This is a genomic window from Staphylococcus sp. GDY8P45P, assembly GCF_017892745.1.
GTDB classification, from domain to species: Bacteria; Bacillota; Bacilli; order Staphylococcales; family Staphylococcaceae; genus Staphylococcus; species Staphylococcus cohnii.
On sequence record NZ_JAESLS010000004.1, the window covers coordinates 477,624 to 497,917 of the forward strand.

The window sequence follows — 20,294 nt, forward strand, 5'->3', positions numbered from 1 at the left end:
TCATGCATTGGGTTCATTGCCTTTAAATAAAAAAATTGATTATCAAGCAGCTTTAAATTTAATACGTACAAGAGAAGGTTTTGACTTTGCAGGTTTAGCATTTTATGAGCAAGAAAATCAAGTATCACCGATTAAATGGCATTATGTTTCTGGCAATTTAAATAATAGATATAAGTTAATAGTCTTAAGAAAAGGTAAAGGACTCGCGGGCAATGTTATGAAAACGGGTAAACGCATGATCATTGAAGATGTAAATCAAATTTTATTACCCTCAGAAAAACATAAATATCCTATTGTTTTAACTGAATTACTAACTGCCATGGTGGCTATACCTTTGTGGTATAACAGACAAGTTTACGGTGTTTTGTTATTAGGTCAGAGGGATGGAAATCCATTACCTTTAGCACATGGTGACATTTCGATAGCTGATGTTTTAGGAATTTTTAAAGAAGAAGATTAGGTGATGATCGTGCAAGTAAATCAAATGGAAGATATGACTGAATTATTATTGCAGTATTTCAATAATACAAGAGAAAAAATAGTGTTTGTTGATAATAAGGGGAAAGTTATTGCTAAGAATCAAGCTGCAAAAGATATCATTTCCAATGATGAGGACTATCGAGATATGACTAATGTGATTTGTAATCGATGTGATGGATATACTAATGAGTTTGATTTACAATCTTGCAAAAATTGTTTTCTTGAAGCAGAAGAAGTTGGTAATACAAGCTTTCAAGTATTTATGAAAACCAATAGAGGTACGATTGAACCATTTACTGCAACGTATCAAACGATTGATCCGGTAAATGATATCAAAGTATTTACATTGCAAAATGTATCTCCACAAATTGAACGTCATGATAAGATGTATCAACGTAAAATGATGCAAAAAACAATTTCTGCTCAAGAAAATGAAAGGAAACGTATTTCAAGAGAGCTACATGATAGCGTTGTTCAAGAAATGCTGAATATTGATGTTGAGTTAAGGTTGTTAAAGTATCAGCAAGAAATACAAGATTTAGTTGCTGATTCGAAACACATAGAAGGACTTATGTCCAAACTCATTGATGATATACGTAACCTTTCTGTTGAATTGAGGCCTTCATCTTTGGATGATTTAGGATTAGATGCAGCGTTCAAAACATATTTCAAACAAGTTGAATCTAATTACGGCATGGAGATTATTTATCATTCAAGTCTAGATGCACAACGGTTTGACAATGAAATAGAAACGGTTGTTTATCGAGTAGTACAAGAAGCATTATTTAATGCAATTAAGTATGCCAATGTGGACAAAGTTGAAATTGACTTACATTATAATCGTAATAGGTTAATAGCTGAAGTCGTTGATAGAGGCATAGGATTTATTAAAACTGATCAGCCACAAGGTACTGGATTAGGTATTTATGGTATGTATGAACGCGCAGAATTAGTAAATACTGAAGTAAATGTCGATAGTCAAATTGGAAGAGGTACGATAGTGACTTTAGAAGTTCCAATTTAAGGGAGTAAGGAGAATAAATTTTGAGAATAGTTATTGCAGATGATCATGCTGTTGTCAGAACAGGATTTTCTATGATTCTAAATTACCAAGATGATATGGAAGTTGTCGGTACAGCTGCTGATGGCTTAGAAGCTTATCAAAAAGTAATGGAACATAAACCTGATGTATTAATTATGGATTTGAGTATGCCTCCAGGAGAGTCAGGACTGATTGCTACTAGTAAAATAGCAGAAAGTTTCCCTGAAACAAAAATCTTAATATTAACAATGTACGATGACGAAGAGTACTTATTTCATGTATTAAAAAATGGCGCAAAAGGTTATATCTTGAAAAACGCGCCAGATGAACAACTCATTTTAGCAATAAGAACTGTATATCAGGGTGAAACATATGTAGATATGAAATTAACGACTTCTTTAGTGAATGAATTTATTAGTAATAGTTCCAAAGACGAAACGGCTACATCAGACCCTTTTAAAATTTTATCTAAAAGAGAAATAGAAATATTGCCTTTAATTGCAAAAGGTTATGGTAATAAAGAGATAGCAGAAAAATTATTTGTATCTGTAAAAACAGTAGAAGCACATAAAACACATATTATGCAAAAATTAGACTTAAAATCAAAACCGGAATTAGTAGAATATGCGATGAAGAAAAAACTTGTGGACTTTTAATCGAGTTACTTCTGACAACAAATAATATGGTAATGTCATAATTTATTAATAAGTCTATGCAAATTTTTACGATATAATGTATTGTTAAACAACAGATAACTGAGGATAAGATATAAACTTCATGCTCAAGATAAAGGACTAATCCATTTGCATATGGATTAGTCCTTTTTATATTAAAATGTAGTGAATTTGAGCGTGTATACTTGTTTGGGATATGATTTACATTGTCTGAGCTTGTAGCCCATCTATCATATTATTCCCAAGGCATCCACACGTTATTAAATCGTTGCAAATCATGTGTTCAGTATAAAAGAAAAATTGATATAGAACAGTATTTTAATGATGAAGTAAAAGTTACTTTGCTCCTCATTTGCATGCCATCTTAGGCATGAATCAAGATGATTGAAAACTCATTTCCGCTTTAAGCTCCTCACATAGTTTCTTCTTTTACACAAATTAAAATTTAAATTGAATTTATTATTGAAAAAAGAATAGGGGAAATTTTAGAGAACTTAAGGGATAATCCTTATGTTTATTATTTCACAAAGATTTTACAATAGCCATATAGCCAGTATTCTACAAATATTAATATTCCAAAAAATTCGTATATTACACCGGTTTTACCTTTCATAATTTAGTCCTTAATACTTCATAATAAATAATATTATTGTAGGCGCTTGTAGAATACTAGGCTTAATTATAAAAAATTAAATGTAGGTGAATGTAATGAACAAAGCTAGTGGTGGATTTCAATTAACTTTACAATCTTTAAGTTTAGTTGTGGGTTTTATGGCGTGGAGCATTATTGCACCGCTAATCCCTTTTATATCTCAAGATATTAATATAACAGGAAATCAGCTTTCAATTATATTAGCCATACCTGTAATATTAGGTTCTGTTTTAAGAGTGCCTTTTGGCTATTTAACGAACATAATAGGCGCTAAATGGGTGTTTTTCTGTAGTTTTATCATTTTATTATTTCCAATTTATTTTTTGAGTCAGGCTCAAGGGACAGGGATGCTCATGGCATCAGGATTCTTTTTAGGCGTTGGAGGTGCGGTGTTTTCTGTTGGTGTAACATCAATCCCTAAATATTTTCCTAAAGAACGCGTTGGTTTAGCAAATGGTATTTATGGCATGGGTAATATCGGAACTGCAATTTCTTCTTTTTTAGCGCCCCCAATCGCATCAATTATTGGATGGCAAACGACGGTCAGAAGTTATTTAGTAGTGATTGCTTTATTTGCTATTTTTATGTTCTTTTTTGGTGATCCGAAAGAGAAAAAAGTAAAAGTGCCTTTAGTTGAACAATCTAAGCGTTTATTTAAAGATTTGAAATTATATTATTTATCACTTTGGTATTTCATTACTTTTGGTGCATTTGTAGCATTTGGTTTGTTTTTGCCGAATTATTTAGTGCAACAATTTGGTATTAGTGAAGTAGATGCAGGTATACGTTCAGGTGTATTCATTGCACTTGCAACATTTTTGAGACCTTTAGGTGGTATATTAGGCGATAAATTTAATGCGGTGATGTTATTAATGATAGATTTTACATTGATGATTGTTGGCGCAATTATTTTAGGATGTTCAAATCATATTTTACTATTTACGATAGGTTGTTTATTAATTAGTGTTTGCGCTGGTTTGGGGAATGGACTTATTTTTAAACTTGTGCCTTTCTATTTCAGTAAAGAGGCAGGGACTGCAAATGGTATTGTTTCTATGATGGGCGGATTGGGTGGATTCTTTCCACCGATTGTTATTTCATATGTCACAATGCTATCAGGTAGCAGTCACTTAGCATTTTTATTATTAGCGTTATTTGGAATCATAGCATTAGTAACAATGGGGCAAATGTTAAAAAAAGTAAGTTAAAACTATAAATTTCACAAAAAAGCAACACTTCATTTTTTGAAGTGTTGCTTCAGACTGTCGACAAAATCTCCGACTTTGTTGGCCGTTTTTTTATGCACGCTTTCCGCGGGCACTGCCTTAGCCTGTAGTCTTCGGCTAGTGCTATTCCCTCAGGATTCGGCATAAATCACTGCCAATATTATAATATATGTAAATTAAGCAGTGATGGTGTTTATTATGTTGAATAAATCAATTGATAAAAGAGATCGATATGAAATGATTTCTATCTCTGATTTAGTCCTTAATAGTCATTTATTGCGTAAAGTCGATGCGATATTAGATTTAAATTTTGTATATGAACTTGTCGAAGACAAATATTTGAAAAAACTATATAAATAAAAAATAGATAAACCCTTCGCAAATTAATGCGAAAGGTTTATCTACTTTCTGAAGCAACATTTCAAAAATGAAGTGTTGTTTTTCAAATTGATTGTTAATCAATTTGAATGTTAGAAGAGGAAGACTCTTTTTTCTCTTTTTTAGGCAAAGTGACATTTAACATGCCATTTTCATAAGCTGCTTTAATGCCGTTTTCATCGACATTATCAAATTGATATTGACGTTTTACATCACTAAAGCTACGTTCTTGATGGATAATGCGTCCATTTTCATCTTCTTTATTATTTTCAAATGACTGTTTACCTTCTATTGTTAAAATATTATCTTCAAACTGTAGATTAATATTTTCTTTTTCCATACCTGGTAACTCTGCTTCCACAATGTAAGCATCTTCTAATTCTTTAACATCTGTTTTAATACTATTAGCACCTGGAAATTGATCAAAAAATTGACGTCCGAAATCTTTAAATAAATTACTAGGATTTACATCGAAAAATGAATTATCGAATGGTTTCATATTGAATGCCATAAAGCATCTCTCCTTATATTATGATTTGTTTTGTTACGATTTAATCAATATTAATTTGTTTTTTTGTATGATGAATAGGTAAAGTAACATTTAATATACCATGGTTCAGCGTAGCTTTAATATTTGGTTCATCTACGTTTTTAAATATAAATTGTCTATTTTGGTTGTTAGAATTGCGCTCTTTAATCAAGTAATTATCTTGGTTTTGAGTTATTGTAGAAGTATTTTTAACACTGATCGTCAATGTCTTTTCATCAAATTGAATATCTATATTGTCTTTACTGTAACCTGGTAGTTCAGCAATGACTTGATATGCATCACTTGATTCATATACATCTACTTTAAAATCATGATGCTCAGTTAATAAATTTTCTAGTATATCTGTAGAAAGATTTTGTGTATTTTGCATCATTTTTCACCTCTCCTTTAACCTTATATTTATATTATAATATATTAGTCAAAGAAAGTCAAAGTCAAACTATAGTATTTAACACTTTATGTGTACAGTTCTACCAAAAGCTGATGATAAAAGGGTAATTATTACTTTTATCATCATTACTTTAAATAAAATAAAAAAATAGAGGCAAGTTTAAGTTTAAATTAGCATAAATAAATTACACACTTTAAACGTAGCTTTACCTCTTAATATATTAAATTTCTTTAGTGAAATGTTTATTTACAAAATTTTGTAGTGTTTCTTTTAAGTGAATGGCTTCATCGATATCCATATCAAATTCACTAAAAACTTTTTTGGACACATGGGATAATGAATCCTGAACTTTTGCACCTTGTTCTGTAAGCGCAATTTGTAAATTACGTTCATCATCAATTTCACGTGTTCTACTAACATAACCTTTTTTTTCTAATTTTTTAAGTAAAGGTGTTAGTGTCCCGGAATCAAGATAAACACGTTGTCCAAGTGTTTTAATGTTTATCTTTTCATTTTTTTTAATGGCGAGCATAACGATATAACCAGTGTATGTTAGGTCATGCTCTTTTAAATATGAAGTATATTTTTTTATAATTTCTTTTGAAGAAACGTAAAATAGAAAGCACAGTTGTTCTTCTAAGTAACTTACTTTGTCCTCCATTTAATCACCCCTTTTGAAATTTAACCTTATTATGAACAAAGTACATTGTCAAGGAACTGTTGTGTCCATATTCATAATATTTTTATAATATATATCATTGTGAATAAGTGGAAATTTAAGAACATTTTGTTACAAAAGGTATTAATACTTTATAATTTATTTGTTATCGTTCATAATACTAATATTATGAATTTTAATAAGTAGTCTAGAAATTTAAGAGTATGAGGATTAACAATAGAGTATTTATTATGATTGTTTTTACTTAAAAGGAGATAAATAATGAAGACGTTTTTGAAAATACTGGGACTATTAATCATTTCGTTAATTTTGGCCGTAGCTTTTTTCTTTGGTTTAAGAACATATCAAGGTCACAAAAATTTAGAATTAGTTGATAATTACATGGATGAAAACCATTTAACTGAGAAAATTAAAACAGAGAAAACATTATATAGTGCTAAAAAAGGGTTATATTATAAAGAAATTAAGTTTAAAGATGATTCGGAACATACTTATGTTGTGCAACCAATTAGTACATATAAAGGTATATTAGTGCAAGGTTTTGATCCAGAAACTAAGAAAAATGTAAAAGATGCAAAACATAATGCTTTTAAAGAGAAATATAAACCTAAAGATTAAATAACTCATTATTTAGTGATGTTATCATTTTATAAACTAAAGCAAATCAATATCATGTTGGCTGATTCCGTATATACATATGGCATCAGCCATTTTTGTATTAAATATATTTTAATGTATGTGTTTTAACATATGCTTTACTATATTAAAACTCAAAAACAATAGCATAGTGTCTTACTTATTATCACATCTGAATTAATGACAGTATAATATAATAATTCATACACAATTGAAGTAAAATGAATATAAAAATTAATAGCGATTGTTGATGTTACTCAAATATAAAATTAGTTAAAAGAGTAGTGATTTTATATCCTATTACAACATTATATCAGGCTTGTAGTAAGGTTTAATAACGCCATATCATAGTCTTTAACTGCAATTTTGTGTATTTGTCAAAATAATTATGTTACTTATATATATATAAAATGAGTAAAAATAAAAATTAAGTGTAATAACAACTATTTTTGCTGAAAAAATTTATATCTATATAAAAATTATTTTGATATAATTAAGCAATGTCAGAAGAAGGGGAGAAACATCATGGCAATTATAAGAAGAATCAGTTTACCAATGCAAGTTATTATCGCGTTGGTATTAGGTGTTATCGTAGGTCTATTACTTTATGGACACGACGAAATTGCAAATTACATTAAGCCTTTTGGCGATGTCTTCTTGAATTTAATAAAAATGATTGTAATTCCAGTTGTTTTTTGTTCACTAGCATTATCTATATCAAATGTAGGTGAATCTAAAACAGTGGGGCGTTACGGTTTTAAAACAATTTTATATTTTGAAATTATAACAACAATAGCTATAGGACTAGGCATACTTTTTGCAAATATATTTAAACCAGGGAAAGGTTTAGATCCAGATAAATTACCCAAAGGTGATATTTCAACATATGAATCATCAGCAAAAGCTGCTGAATCATCTACATATGGAAATCACTTTATCGATACAATTGTAAACATAGTGCCTCAAAATCTTTTTGAGGCATTGACTTCAGGTGAATTACTACCAATCATATTCTTTGCAGTATTCTTTGGTGTTGCTTTATCAGCAATTGGCAAAAAAGCAGAACCTGTGAAAGCTGTTTTAAGTGGTTCATTAGAAGCTGTATTTTGGATGATTAATAAAATATTGAAATTAGCACCTATTGGTGTATTCGCATTTATTTGTACGACAATTATGACTTTTGGTGCTTCAGCATTAATACCGTTATTAAAATTACTATTAGTAGTTATCGGCGCAATGATATTCTTTATTATCGTGGTATTAGGTATTGTAGCAAGATTATGTGGAATTAGTATTTTTTCTATTATTAAAATATTGAAAAATGAACTCGTATTAGCATTTTCAACGTCAAGTTCTGAATCCGTGCTACCAATAATAATGAAAAAAATGGAAAACTTTGGTTCTCCAAAGGACATTACATCATTTGTAGTACCTATTGGATATACATTTAACCTCGATGGATCTGCATTATATCAATCAATAGCTGCTTTATTCGTTGCACAGATGTATGGCATCGATATGTCAATTGGGCAACAAATTATGTTAATGGTTACCTTAATGGTTGCTTCAAAAGGTATGGCAGGTGTACCAGGGGTATCAATTGTAGTACTTATTACAACATTGACAACAATGGGATTACCGGCTGAAGGTTTAGCACTGATTATCGGTGTGGATAGACTATTAGACATGGTAAGAACTTGTGTGAATGTATTAGGTAACGCATTATCTACCATTGTTATCGCAAAATGGGAAAATGCTTATGACAAAGAGAAAGGTCAAGCATACCTGAAATCTATATAAACTAAATTGAAATTCTGACATTTTTGCACTGAATAGAAAATAAATCTATTCAGTGCTTTTTTATAAATAATGTTAGATTAGGGTAATAATATAAGACGAAAAAAAGCCCCACAAGCATTTCCTATAAAAGCTTGTGGGACTGAATTTTTATTCGAAGTTACTTATTTTACATACCTTTCATGTCCATATCATGAATCTTCATCATTAGACCATGAGGAATGTCATCGTGATCAACGACTTCCATTTTACTATAAGTGTCTTCACCTTCAGATTTAATTAGTTTTACAAAATCACCCTTTTTAGGGTTGAAACCTGATTTAGAAGGTATTTTGACATTTTCTTCTACTTTATGGTCTTTTTCACTGACTACTTTTTCAGCAGTTGTACTATTCTTCATGTAGCCGAAGTATGTCTCTTTTTGGCCGCCTGAAACCATCATAATAACTAAGATAATAGCTACGATAACCATTACAGCACTAATAACAATTGCAAACATTTTATTTTTCAAAATTAGATTCTCCTTTATATACCTTTTATTCAGTTATATCTGAAATTTTAGCATAATGCAATTGAAGTATAAGCGATGACAAAACTTTTAAATTAAATTGTGCTAATATGTACTTATTTTTTAAATGACGTGGATGTGCTACATGATTATTTACATGCGGGTGATATACGAATGTATTTTACTTCATCACGGTCAATATCAAATTCTATAGGTGTGTGAGGATAGGTAGTATGTCGTAATTCTGATTTTGGCATATTTGACCGTTCAATATTTTTTAAAAGCGTTTGTTCAATAAAAATATTATTAAAAATAGGTGGTAATGCATAATCTATAAAACCATGTTCTCTATTTAACGTGCGTATAAATAAAATTAATTTTGAAGTAATTGTTTGTTGTTTTAATGTAAACTTTCGCTTGTTTGACATTGTATGTGTATTGGAATTGAATAAAAGTAAATGTGTGCATTGTTTTTCTTTTGCAATTAAATAATTGGGTTGTATTAGTATTGTTTTTCCATAAAATGGCTTTAAGAATTGGAATATATAAACAATGGGTTCATATATTCCATGTTGGTTCATTAACGCAACATCGGATATACTTTTGTCCATTAGTTCATAGCCAACAGCAGAACCATTTTTAATCAATTGTATTGTATGTTGCATAATTTCTGTTATTCCTAAAGGTGCTTTTTGATTATATTGAGTGAAGTGATTTTTAGTAAGTTTTGAATATACACATTTATTGGGTTGTAGCTTAGAGAGTGTGATGAATTTATTATAATAATCACTATAACTTGATACGTTATTGAATTGATGGCTATGCTTTAACAACATTGCGCGTAATTCATTACGTTCTACATCAATAAAATTAAAGTCGAAATTAAATCTATGTAAAAGCGTAAAAGTGTGTTTAAGACTTTGAGTTTGGGTTAATACCCCCTCAACGTTGATTGCTAATTTGATATTTATATTTAAACTTCTAGCTTTGATGTATAAGCGGTTAATATCATTTAACTTTAAGTATTCTGAATCAAAGAGAATCATAAAGTTATACATATTATCATGAGTATAATATTTAGGTTTGAATATTATAAATTGAGAAATAACCTGTTCTATTTGTTCATATTCTTGCTTGGATTTAATTCTAATAACCACACCCATACAGTTTGAAAAAATTGCGTCGATAAAATTGACAATACCATTTAAATTAAGTGAAGTTGATGCTAGATTACTCACATTATTTATAAGTAAATAGCAGTTTGTAAGATCACTAAAATTAAGTTTTTGGTTTAAATTTGTTTGAATAATATCCATAAGGTTATCAATATGAATAAAGATGGTAGGTTGTTTTGCCAAGTCATTGTACTCTAAGTGATCTAAATTGATAATTTCATTATCAATCGTTTGAGTATGGTTGTTTAAGTGAGTTTTGAAATAGTGTGAGTATCCACTTATATCAGTAGTTAATAACGTAATTGGCTTGTTCTGCATTATATTAAGTTTCTTTCTATACGCAAGCGGTGTTAAACAGAGATATGACTTAAATTGATGCGTATAATTAGCATAATGGTTGAAACCCATATTTTCAGAAATAAGATAAATTGTGTTGTTACTATTAATAAGTTCATCAAGTGAAAGCGCAATTTTTAAACTTGTAATATAATGTTTAAAACTAATACCTAAATATTTTTTAAATAAAATTGATATGTATGAACTAGATATATAAAAAATTGAAGAAATTTCTTTGGACATGATATGTTGTGTAATGTGAGTTTGGATATATTCTGATATTTTATTTAAAAGTTCATTTTCACAATGAATTGTTGGTATATATACATGTTCAGATATTTTTTTAGCTTCATGCTCTAAGGTAGAAATAAGCTCAGTTAATTGAGGTAATTCTGTTGAATTTATGGTGTTTAACTTTTTAATCATGCTTAAAATTATTTGCTTTAAATACGCCTGAGCGTTCAATGCTTTTGCATCATAGTAACAATTAAAAAATAATTGGTTAAGCGGGATGATTTGTTGTATTGGTATTTTTAGTTCAACAAGTTGTTCTGCGTGAGTGATACAAAATAGATCACTGTGATTGATGATAGCGATATTGTTTTCAATCGAAGTTTGTTTACCATTGATATTGATATTCAATTTACTATTTAAAGAAAATAATAGTATGACTTGGTTGATACAACGTTGAGTATCTGTAGTTAAAAAATCGTGGATACATAATGTGGCATGTTCCATTCTATCTAGCAACTCCTGATAACGTATTGTTATATTGACTAAATTACATTATATAATAAATAGTTGTGAATATTAATATATTAAATATAACTATTTTCTTATTTTAAGCCCTAATTCAACTAAGAAAATTAAATTGTGCACATCATTAAATTTAAAGCAGATAAATTAAACGAACTTCTGACACAAAAATTTAAGTATTAAAGAAGGGAATTTATGAAACATATATACTCTAATTATTACAAAATAGACGATAAAATCACTGAACTAAAAAAGGATATTTTAGGTGTCGTTCTACACGATGATGCCGAAAATTATACAGCCCAAAATTATATTACATGGTTAAATAATCGAATTAAAAAAAATGAATTAGAAAAAGGATGGGCGAGCGTCTACATTGATCAAGACACTTGCTACTGGTTTCACCCGACACAATATACTGAATGGCACTGTGGAAATACATTCGCCAATACGCATTATATTGGTATCGAAAGATGTCAGTCTAAAATAAATGGCGTCTTAACGGATAGTGCATTTATGAAGGTGGAAGAAGTTAGTTTCTGGTTAGCTGCTGCAATTTTAAAGAAATATCAATTACCTGTTAATAGAGAAACAGTGAGAATTCATAAAGAATTTTATGATACTGAGTGTCCAGCTAGATCATGGTTAATTCATTTGCAACAAGCCTCAAACACTTTGTCAAACGTAAATAGGTTAAAAGATTATTTTATCTATAAAATAAAATATTATTATGATGATATTACTAAAGAAGATATGAAGTCTATAGGTTAGTGTCATTAGCAAATTAAAGTAAGTTAGTATTCATTTTTAGATGTCGTTAAAACAATTTGAAAAAACAAAGGACGCTACCATATCAAATGGTAGCGTCCTTTGTTTTAAGCATAATGATCATGCATTCTCATTTTTAATATATGGTGACTTGCGTGTATGTGTACGTCTTATTTCAAAACTTTTGCTTTCTCCATAGAAATGCGCCCACAAATGAAACGATAACTAATGAAATACCGATTACAATAACCCAAGAGATATAACTATGTTCATCAATAGGTAGTGGTACATTCATACCAAAAAAACTGAATACTAAAGTTGGCAATGTTAAAAAGACGGTAAATAGCGTCAATGTTTTCATTGTATTATTCATTTCATTTGAAAGTAGTGATGCATAAGAAGTAGTAATACTTTCTAATATGTCAGTATATAATCTTGTGGTTTCTAGTGCTTGATTATTTTCTATGACTAAGTCTTCCAGTAAATCTTCATCCTCTTCAAAACGTTTGATTGCAGGCAATCTAAAGAGTTTTTTTACTATCGTTTCATTACCTTTTAAAGCAGCTAAGAAATAAACTAAGCTCTTTTCAACTTCCATTAAATTATATAGTTGCTTGTTTGTCACATTATTTTTTAAATCACGTTCTATACGTAACCTCGTCTTATTTAATAACCTAAGGTTTCTATTATAATGATTTGCAATCGTTAATAATATATTAAGCGCAAATCGGCTATGAAAATGTAAATTTAGATTTTGATGGCTAAATTTTTCAAGAAACTCATTTTCAACATTACATACAGTAAATATTTTCTTATTACCAATTATTATACCTAAAGGAATTGTTATAAATGAGAGTACATTAAGATTTGTATCATTAACAACTGGCAGGTCAAGGATTATAAGGGAATAGCCCGTTTCTTCATCGTATTCAACACGAGAACTTTCCTCAGTATCTAGAGGGTCTCTAATAAAATCTTCAGGTAAATGGTATAAATCTATTAAATGTTCTATTTCTTCCCAATTTGGGTCTACAACATTGATCCATGAAGCATCATCATCTAATGTTGATGTTATTATTTCTTGTGTTTGAGTATGTTTATAAGCAGTGATCACAATACAAACCTTCCCTTCATTAAATTCTTAATTATATTAGCGAAGATTAGAGCGGTTGACAAGTATCTTTCTGCATTAATTTTAATATATGCTAAAGGTAGAAATTTGTGTAATTTATAAATAGCATATTTTAAATCAGCGTAGATATAGGATTTGGAAAGGTTTGCATATTTCAGTGAAATATGATTACAGAAATGTTGAGAAAATCCTTTGCAATTTTAATGATAAATTAACATTAACTTAACAAAAATCAGTTATAATTCACATAGTTTACAAATATTTTAAAGAGGTGTAACGATGGATTCTTCTGTAATGGAGATAATTTTTACCTTTATCGGTGGATTAGGTATTTTTCTATATGGTATTAAACAAATGGGTGACGGTTTGCAAGCCGCAGCTGGTGATAGATTAAGAAGCATTTTAAATACTTTTACAAGTAACCCTTTAATGGGTGTCTTGGCTGGTATGATTGTAACGATATTAATTCAAAGTAGCTCAGGCACAACAGTAATTACTATAGGACTTGTTAGTGCAGGGTTTATGACTATGCGCCAAGCAATTGGAGTAGTTATGGGAGCGAATATTGGTACTACAGTTACTGCATTTATTATAGGTATTGATATCGGTGAATATTCGCTACCAATTTTAGCAATTGGTGCATTTTTAATTTTCTTTATTCAAAAACGTAAAGTGAAAAATGTTGGTATGATTTTATTTGGTTTTGGTGCATTATTCTATGGTTTAGAATTAATGAGTGGTGCAGTTAAACCTTTAGCAAACTTAGATTCGTTCAAGCAAATTATGTTAGATATGTCTTCTAACCCAATATATGGTGTGTTAGCAGGAACATTATTAACAGTTATCATACAAAGTTCAAGTGCTACAATTGGTATTTTACAAGGATTCTTCGCTAATGATTTAATTAGTTTACATGGTGCACTTCCTGTACTTTTAGGTGATAATATTGGTACGACAATCACTGCGGTGCTGGCCAGTCTAGCAGGTTCATTGGCTGCCAAACGTGTTGCAGCTGTCCATGTACTATTCAATGTGATAGGTGCTATTATTTTCTTAATAATTATGCCACTCTATCAACTAGTTATTGAATGGATGCAAGGGGTTATGAATTTAAAACCTGAAATGGTTATTGCATTTGCACATGGTACATTTAATGTGACGAACACAATCATACAATTACCGTTTATTTTCGTCTTAGCATGGATTGTGACGAAGTTAGTACCAGGTGAAGATTTGAATGAAAAATATAAACCAAGAATGTTAGATAAAAATTTAATAAACAGAGCACCTAATATTGCGTTACAAGAAGCACAAGATGAAATTCAAAATATAGGGCGTATGACATTTGATATGTTCAGACATGCTAAGCATTATGACGATAAAACAGAAAAAGATATACTTCAAAAATATGCTGCTGTCGAAAGTATGTATGACAATGTAAGGCAATATTTAACAAAAATCTCAGAGAAGAAGATATCCAAACAAGATGCAGAAAGAATGTCAGTGTTATTCGATGTTAATCGAACTTTTATTAAAGTAGCAAGTTTAACAGAAGCATATTTATTAGATTTAAAGAAAAAAGAAACAGAATCAATTCAGATATCTGCAAAAGCAGAACAAAGTATTGAAAGGCTATATAACCATGTCGATGCGTCACTTGAAAAAACAATTGACATGTTTAACGTATATGACAGAGTTAAAAAAGATGAAATCGTTCGCTTGAGTAATGATTCGTATGCATTAGAACATGATTTAAGAAAAAAACACATCAAGCGCTTAAGTTCGGGAGAATGTTCTTTAGAAGGTGGCTTACTTTATTTAGATATGATTGCTATCTTAGAACGTATTGGTTACCATTCTAGAAATATTTCAGAATCTATGATTGATATAGACAATATTGAAAATGAAGATGATGAAGTGGAACATACTTTAGGTTGGTCGTATTAAAATATGATTTTAACCACAATTTATGCAAAAATTAATATTATTTAATTAGTCATGTCATAATAAGAATCGTTTTTATGACGAGTCTTTCAAATTAGAGCAGGATAATATCACTTTACTAAAGAGTGATATTATCCTGCTCTTTTTTATTAAATAAGAGGTATTTAAATAGCACTTTTCAGTACGATTGATAAATGATTTGTCAAAAGTTTGGAATACAATGGCATATCAAAATGAATACATTTTTAATCCTTAGTAAATCGATAAGGATACTTGACAAAATGATAGAGTGCGCCTAAGATTGTAACTAATATAATTTTCAGAAATCGATTGGGGGATTGTTTATGACATCTATTAGCATACTTGATCAAAGTCCAATAGATCACAATGAAACAGTTAGTGAAGGGATAAATAGAACTGTTGAACTAGCGCAATTAGCAGAAGGCCTGAATTATACAAGATATTTTGTTGCAGAGCATCATAATATACAAGAGGTCGTTGGTACGAGCCCTGAAATATTAGTTACACATTTATTAAACCAAACAAGTCGAATAAATGTTGGTTCTGGTGGGGTTATGTTACAGCATTATAGTCCATTCAAAGTGATTGAACAGTTTCATTTTATGAGCCAAATTGCTCCGGGAAGAGTAGATTTAGGTATAGGCAAAGCACCTGGTGGTTTTCCTTTAGCGACACAAGCTTTGCAAGAAGATATTAAAAATGCACCTATGTCTTTCAATGATAAATTTCATCTTTTAAATCAATTTAATAATGAAAACTTTCCTGAAGAAAATCCGTATTCAAATTTAAAAACAACGATTCGTAATAAAGAGATTGAGAAACCGCATGTTTTTCTTTTGGGAGGAAGTGAACGGTCAGCACGCTTTGCAGCAGAAGAAAAAGTCGGTTTTATTTATGCATATTTTTTGAATTCTAATAATGATCTTTTACACAAAGCAATTCGTACATATAAAGCATTTTATCCTGAAGGGAAAATAATTATAGCCTTAGCTGCTGTTGTATCGAATAGTGAAGCAGAAAGCGCGTTAATTGAAGAGGGACGCACAAATTATGTTTTGCACTTTGATGACGGTCAAAAATTAACGGTGTCAAGCGAACATCAAATAGATGATTTTAAAAAGCAAAGTTCAAGAACCTTTGAAATTGAAGAACAACAAATAGAAGTATTTAATGGTACAGCTGAGTCCATAAAACAACAAATTCATGAATTAGATATAGATGATCAAGTTGATGAATTTATGTTTCATATGCCAGTACAAAACCACTCATTAAGATTAAAAACAGTAGAGCAACTAGCACGTGTATATGAGAAACGAATTTGAAAGCAGGGGTAAAATGACAAATAAAAAAATAGATTTTGGAATTATGTTGAATGGTCCTGGTAGCCATATGCATGCTTGGAAATCAAATGACGTCCCAAGTGATGCAAGTACAAATTTTGATTTTCAACTTGATATTGCTCGTAAAGCAGAAAAAGCTGGCTTTAGTTTCGTTTTTGTAGCAGACGGATTATATATCAATGAAAAATCAATACCACATTTTTTAGATAGACATGAACCATTAACATTTTTAGCAGCACTTGCGCCAATAACACGTCAAATTGGATTAGTAGGTACGATTTCAACTTCATATAGTGAGCCGTTCACAGTGGCCAGACAACTTTCAACCATTGATAAAATCAGTAAAGGCCGTGCAGGTTGGAATGTAGTAACTTCACCTTTAGCTGGAAGTGCTGACAATTATAGCAAAGGAGACCATCCAGAACATGATATTCGATATGATATTGCTGAAGAACATATCCAGGTAGTACAAGGCTTATGGGATTCATATGAAGATGATGCATTTACATTTGATGTTGAGTCAGGCGAATATGTGGATAAAAGTAAGATGCATACATTAGATTACAAAGGTCAATATTTCCAAGTCAAAGGTCCTTTGAATGCAAGTCGTTCTGAACAAGGTCAACCTGTTATATTTCAAGCTGGAGCTTCTCCTAAGGGACAAGCTTATGCAGCTAAATATGCTGATGCTGTCTTTACACTAGGTGAGTCACTTGAGATTGCGAAAAGTAATTATGACAGTATTAAAAACCAAGCCCAAGCATTTGAGCGTGACCCTGATCATGTTAAAGTTTACCCAATGTTAGCACCAGTCATTGGCAAAGATAAAGACGAAGTAGAAAGACGACTAAATGAGCTTAAATCACTAGCGACAATTGAGGAAGCTTTAGATTACTTAGGAAGATATTATGATCATCATGACTTTAGTCAATATGAGTTAGATGCACCATTTCCAGAATTAGGTGATGTAGGGAAAAATAGTTTTCGTGCTACGACTGATGCGATTGCTGAGCGAGCAAAATCACAAAATTTAACGTTAAGAGAAGTTGCTCTAGAAGAAACAGTAAGACAGTCACCATTTACAGGTACTTATGAAGAAGTAGCAGCATTGATAATTGAATGGTTTGAACAAGGTGCAGCAGATGGCTTTATCTTTGGTCCACATGTTTATGGTGAAATATATGATGAATTTTTAAATGAAGTGTTACCAATATTAGAGTCAAAAGGTTATTATTCAAAATCTTATGAAGGTAGTACATTACGTGATCATCTTGGTATTCCTTTTAAAGAAAATAGATATAGTCGAACAAAAGTAGAGCATAACTAATTTAATTGAATTTTAAGGAGTGAAATAGAATGTCTGAATATAGTGCAACTTCACATCATTCGCAAGTAGATGTTGAACAAGAGCAAATAAAAGAAAAAAGAAAATTCCAATTACCACACGTGTTATTAATGATGTTGATGATGATGATGTTTGCATGTTTATTGACATATATCATTCCGGCTGGCGAATTTGATACTACAAAAAGTGGTGAGATTGTACAAGGAACTTATCATGCTATTTCACAAAATCCAGTTAATCCGTTTTATGCGATTACCTTAATATTAAATGGCGGTATACAATCTGCTCAAACTGTAACTTTACTGTTGTTTGTTGGTGGGGCAATTGGTGGTATGTTGCAATTGGACTCAGTGACGAAGTTAACAAATTATATGATATATAGATTTGAACATGCAGGTGCTTTACCTCTTATTATTGGATTATTTTCTTTAATGGCATTTATAGGATTTTTTGTAGGTGGCGATCAGATGATTGTCTTTGTCACGCTCGGTGTAATTTTAGCGAATAGGTTAAAATTAGATCCAATTATTGCCCTTGGTATGACCTTCCTACCTTTGTATATGGCCTTTTCAGTTTCTCCTTCAGGTATGGCTAAAATTGGTCAAATCATTTATCCGGAGGTCACTTTATATTCTGGATACGGCGGTAGAGCAATTATGTACATAGTGTTTTTATTGGTCACTTTATTATATGTTATCTGGTATGCGAGAAGGGTTATTAAATCACCCAATAAAAGTTTAATGAACACAACATCTTGGCAACAAAATGATACACAAACAACAACTGCAGAAATTGATTTAAAAGATAGAACAATTAATTGGAGAGATTTGGTTGTAGTAGGATTAGTGATTTTTACACCCATAGTATTAGCGATAGGCAATGGTATGTTAAGTTGGACTGAGAAATATGGCAATGGTGTATTTATAACTGTTTTTGGTATTAGTTTTGTGCTTGCTTATCTAGTCAAAAGTAAACGATCTAGTGAAATGGTGGATGGATTTTTAGCAGGAGCAAAACCAATGTTAGTTGTAGCTTTTGCCATTATCATGGCAAATACTATCAGTGTCATACTTGAAAAGGGTAAAATTTTAAGTACGATTGTCAATGGATTGACGACACAACTTGATGGCTCTTCATCAGGTGTCGTTTCAATATTAATATTTTTAGTAGCAACAGTATTTAACTTTTTAGTACCATCGGGTTCAGGTTTAATGAGTGTGATGATTCCAATTTTACAACCTGTTACACATACGCTTGGTGTGAATGATCAAATACTGTTAACTTCACTATCTTTTGGTGGGGGATTAGGCAATTTAATCACACCAACTTTAGGTGCGACAGTTGGTGCGATTGCTATTGCAAAAGCTAATTTTAGTTCTTGGTTTAAGTTTATGGCGCCATTATTTTTAATCTGGATTATCGTAGGTTCAATTGTGTTGTATATCTTCACTACTGTTGGATGGACAGGTGGTATATAAAATGATTGGATAAGTATTTTAAGTAAAAAATAAGCTGTACCAATTAGGTGAGTAATGTTTTTCCTAATTGGTACAGCTTTTTATTTTGTGAAATTTTGCTATTAAACAACAGTTAATTTAAATGGTGTGTTTTGTAACCATTTTTTATTGGGTGCTTCATCTGTTATAACTTCAGAAATGTCAGTGATTTTAGCGAATGATAAAGTAGATGAGATATCAAACTTACTGTGATCTATCAAAGCAATTACTTTTTCACTTTCTTGAACCATCTGCTTTTTGAGTTGAACTTCAGGTAATGAAAAATCAGTTAAACCATTTTCTAAGGTAAAACCATTTGCAGATAAAAAGAAATAATCAATATGGTACATTTCTAAAATTTGTGAATCAATGTTTCCGGTAATTGCGTTTGAATCTTGAGAAACAAACCCTCCAACTACGAGCACTGTTAAGTTAGGATTTTCTTTTAAAAGTACTGCATTTTCCAACCCATTTGTAATAATAGTAAGTTCCATGGTAGTTTCAGATATTAATTTTGCAAGTTCATACGTTGTTGAACTTGCGTCTATGAGTATGCATTGTTGTGGTTCTATTTTATTTAGTGCAAACTCACTTATCTTATGTTTTTCACGATGTTTTTGTGTTAAGCGGTAAGAAAAGTTTAACTTTGAAGTCATCGTATCATTTACTTTTGCACCGCCATGTGTGCGTGTAACCTTATTTTCACTTTCTAAAAGTCTTAAATCACTTCGAACTGTTGCTTCTGTCACGCTTAAGTAATCTGAAAGCTGTTTTACAGTAGCTCTTTTATGTGACTTTATATAAGTATATATGTGCTCTCGTCGTTCATCTGCATACATTTTCATATGATTCGCAACCTCCTTATGCTCATGATTTAGTTTAACACAATTTTTTATAAAAATAACAAAATAAAAGCAAAACGAAAACAAACGAAAAAATATTTGAAAGAAATGAAAATATATATTAGA

At 30.6% G+C, this 20,294-nt stretch carries 19 protein-coding genes; 12 read left to right on the forward strand and 7 right to left on the reverse strand.

The features are described from left to right. Nucleotides 1-7 precede the first annotated feature (7 nt). From nreA to KA873_RS02485, 5 genes are all read left to right on the forward strand, one after another. Complete coding sequence (nreA, locus tag KA873_RS02465) at nt 8-460, forward strand: nitrate respiration regulation accessory nitrate sensor NreA (RefSeq protein ID WP_107384345.1); 453 nt, start codon at nt 8-10, stop codon at nt 458-460. Nucleotides 461-463: 3 nt separating this feature from the next. Beyond that, complete coding sequence (locus KA873_RS02470) at nt 464-1,504, forward strand: sensor histidine kinase (RefSeq protein ID WP_245337676.1); 1,041 nt, start codon at nt 464-466, stop codon at nt 1,502-1,504. 20 nt (nt 1,505-1,524) lie between these two features. Continuing rightward, nucleotides 1,525-2,178: a nitrate respiration regulation response regulator NreC gene (nreC, locus tag KA873_RS02475; protein WP_107384344.1), complete on the forward strand. Its 654-nt coding sequence runs from the start codon at nt 1,525-1,527 to the stop codon at nt 2,176-2,178. 726 nt (nt 2,179-2,904) lie between these two features. After that, complete coding sequence (locus KA873_RS02480; protein ID WP_107505411.1) at nt 2,905-4,056, forward strand: nitrate/nitrite transporter; 1,152 nt, start codon at nt 2,905-2,907, stop codon at nt 4,054-4,056. A 216-nt stretch (nt 4,057-4,272) separates the two neighbouring features. Then, the gene (locus tag KA873_RS02485) at nt 4,273-4,434 is read left to right on the forward strand and encodes a hypothetical protein (RefSeq protein ID WP_182474469.1); all 162 of its coding nucleotides are present in this window, start codon (nt 4,273-4,275) and stop codon (nt 4,432-4,434) included. A 94-nt stretch (nt 4,435-4,528) separates the two neighbouring features. Here the strand turns inward: KA873_RS02485 and KA873_RS02490 are convergent, their stop codons facing one another. From KA873_RS02490 to KA873_RS02500, 3 genes are all read right to left on the reverse strand, one after another. Beyond that, complete coding sequence (locus KA873_RS02490; protein WP_107505423.1) at nt 4,529-4,963, reverse strand: Hsp20/alpha crystallin family protein; 435 nt, start codon at nt 4,961-4,963, stop codon at nt 4,529-4,531. A 40-nt stretch (nt 4,964-5,003) separates the two neighbouring features. After that, the gene (locus KA873_RS02495) at nt 5,004-5,375 is read right to left on the reverse strand and encodes an Hsp20 family protein (protein WP_107385346.1); all 372 of its coding nucleotides are present in this window, start codon (nt 5,373-5,375) and stop codon (nt 5,004-5,006) included. Nucleotides 5,376-5,613: 238 nt separating this feature from the next. Beyond that, complete coding sequence (locus KA873_RS02500) at nt 5,614-6,054, reverse strand: MarR family winged helix-turn-helix transcriptional regulator (RefSeq protein ID WP_107385347.1); 441 nt, start codon at nt 6,052-6,054, stop codon at nt 5,614-5,616. Between the two features lie 279 nt (nt 6,055-6,333). Here KA873_RS02500 and KA873_RS02505 point away from each other — a divergent pair, with 279 nt between their 5' ends. Together KA873_RS02505 and KA873_RS02510 are read left to right on the forward strand one after the other, a co-directional pair. Next, entirely contained in the window at nt 6,334-6,690 is a 357-nt protein-coding gene (locus KA873_RS02505) for a DUF3139 domain-containing protein (protein ID WP_107385348.1), read from the forward strand. Between the two features lie 543 nt (nt 6,691-7,233). Continuing rightward, the gene (locus KA873_RS02510) at nt 7,234-8,508 is read left to right on the forward strand and encodes a cation:dicarboxylate symporter family transporter (protein ID WP_019468836.1); all 1,275 of its coding nucleotides are present in this window, start codon (nt 7,234-7,236) and stop codon (nt 8,506-8,508) included. A gap of 166 nt (nt 8,509-8,674) precedes the next feature. Here the strand turns inward: KA873_RS02510 and KA873_RS02515 are convergent, their stop codons facing one another. Together KA873_RS02515 and rsp are read right to left on the reverse strand one after the other, a co-directional pair. After that, nucleotides 8,675-9,016: a DUF4889 domain-containing protein gene (locus KA873_RS02515; protein WP_107384834.1), complete on the reverse strand. Its 342-nt coding sequence runs from the start codon at nt 9,014-9,016 to the stop codon at nt 8,675-8,677. 146 nt (nt 9,017-9,162) lie between these two features. After that, nucleotides 9,163-11,262 carry an AraC family transcriptional regulator Rsp gene (gene rsp, locus KA873_RS02520; protein WP_210140151.1) on the reverse strand — a complete coding sequence of 700 codons (2,100 nt, stop codon included), beginning with the start codon at nt 11,260-11,262 and terminating at the stop codon, nt 9,163-9,165. A gap of 213 nt (nt 11,263-11,475) precedes the next feature. Here rsp and KA873_RS02525 point away from each other — a divergent pair, with 213 nt between their 5' ends. Continuing rightward, the gene (locus tag KA873_RS02525) at nt 11,476-12,051 is read left to right on the forward strand and encodes a peptidoglycan recognition protein family protein (RefSeq protein ID WP_107504857.1); all 576 of its coding nucleotides are present in this window, start codon (nt 11,476-11,478) and stop codon (nt 12,049-12,051) included. A 172-nt stretch (nt 12,052-12,223) separates the two neighbouring features. On the opposite strand, the gene KA873_RS02530 is transcribed toward KA873_RS02525, so the two are convergent. Next, nucleotides 12,224-13,162 (reverse strand): magnesium transporter CorA family protein, encoded by a 939-nt coding sequence (locus tag KA873_RS02530; protein WP_107504856.1) that lies wholly within the window; start codon nt 13,160-13,162, stop codon nt 12,224-12,226. Between the two features lie 297 nt (nt 13,163-13,459). On the opposite strand from KA873_RS02530, the gene KA873_RS02535 reads away from it, so the two are divergent. From KA873_RS02535 to KA873_RS02550, 4 genes are all read left to right on the forward strand, one after another. Then, nucleotides 13,460-15,127 (forward strand): Na/Pi cotransporter family protein, encoded by a 1,668-nt coding sequence (locus KA873_RS02535; protein ID WP_107504855.1) that lies wholly within the window; start codon nt 13,460-13,462, stop codon nt 15,125-15,127. A gap of 341 nt (nt 15,128-15,468) precedes the next feature. Further along, nucleotides 15,469-16,467: an MsnO8 family LLM class oxidoreductase gene (locus KA873_RS02540; RefSeq protein WP_107504854.1), complete on the forward strand. Its 999-nt coding sequence runs from the start codon at nt 15,469-15,471 to the stop codon at nt 16,465-16,467. A 13-nt stretch (nt 16,468-16,480) separates the two neighbouring features. Further along, a complete protein-coding gene (locus KA873_RS02545) occupies nt 16,481-17,812 on the forward strand; it encodes an LLM class flavin-dependent oxidoreductase (protein ID WP_107384829.1) in 1,332 nt (443 codons plus the stop codon). 29 nt (nt 17,813-17,841) lie between these two features. Further along, a complete protein-coding gene (locus KA873_RS02550) occupies nt 17,842-19,308 on the forward strand; it encodes a Na+/H+ antiporter NhaC family protein (RefSeq protein WP_107504853.1) in 1,467 nt (488 codons plus the stop codon). Between the two features lie 101 nt (nt 19,309-19,409). On the opposite strand, the gene KA873_RS02555 is transcribed toward KA873_RS02550, so the two are convergent. Beyond that, nucleotides 19,410-20,171, reverse strand: a complete 762-nt coding sequence (locus KA873_RS02555) for a DeoR/GlpR family DNA-binding transcription regulator (RefSeq protein WP_107504852.1) — start codon at nt 20,169-20,171, stop codon at nt 19,410-19,412. Nucleotides 20,172-20,294: the final 123 nt, after the last annotated feature.